The sequence below is a fragment of the Oleiphilus sp. HI0061 genome (assembly GCF_001635675.1).
In genome coordinates, this window is the sequence record NZ_LWFE01000066.1 from 1 (window position 1) to 781 (window position 781).

The window sequence follows — 781 nt, forward strand, 5'->3', positions numbered from 1 at the left end:
TCAGAAGAGAATTTGGCTGCTGTTGAGCGTTTTGTTGACGCGCATGATTGGATTCACTTTTTGGCTGAAAATAAAAGTACTCGTTCCAATACAAGTGTTTGTTTGGTGCTAGACTTAGAAAAAGACGCACTGAAGAAGATGGTCGCATTGCTAGAGCAGGAAGGTGTAGCCTACGATATAGGCTCATATCGCGATGCTCCTGATGGCCTACGAATCTGGTGTGCAGGTACGATCGAGAGCAGCGACGTTGACGCGCTTATGCCTTGGCTTGAGTGGGCCTATCATAGCTCGCAAGCTTAAGTAAAAGATAGGAGCTAGGCGCTTAATGCGCCTATACTGTTTTTGCTTATAGGGATATCTCGATCAATTGAATATTGCACTGTAACTGGTGCGCCAAGTGACGGGATTAAATATGGATATCAGCAGTTTAGTAACAGCCTTCATTATCATTTTTGCGATTTTTTATATCATTCGTATTTTCAATACCTTGGTAGCTTTAAAAAATCGCTATCAAAACTCTTTCTCTCAAATTGAAGTTCAGCTTAAGCGTCGTTATGACTTGATTCCTAATCTAGTCGAGACGGCTAAGGCTTATCTAACACATGAGCGTGAAACGCTGGAAGCGGTTATATCGGCTCGTAATCAAGCTCTGGCAGGCCTTAAAGCAGCATCCGCTAATCCTTCTAGTGCGGGAGCGTTGCAGGAACTTGCTAAAAGTGAAGGTTTATTACAAAGTGCTTTAGGAAGTCTAAATGTGGCTGTAGAGGCTTATCCGGAACTG

The 781-nt window shown here is 43.1% G+C and carries 1 protein-coding gene and 1 pseudogene; both read left to right on the forward strand.

All coding sequences use genetic code 11. The features are described from left to right. Positions 1 to 300 (forward strand): annotated as a pseudogene (locus A3735_RS29995) (phosphoserine aminotransferase); the annotation flags it as partial. Positions 301 to 412: 112 nt separating this feature from the next. Next, positions 413 to 781, forward strand: a 369-nt coding sequence (locus A3735_RS00880; protein ID WP_197479212.1) for a LemA family protein, incomplete at its 3' end; no start/stop codon positions are given.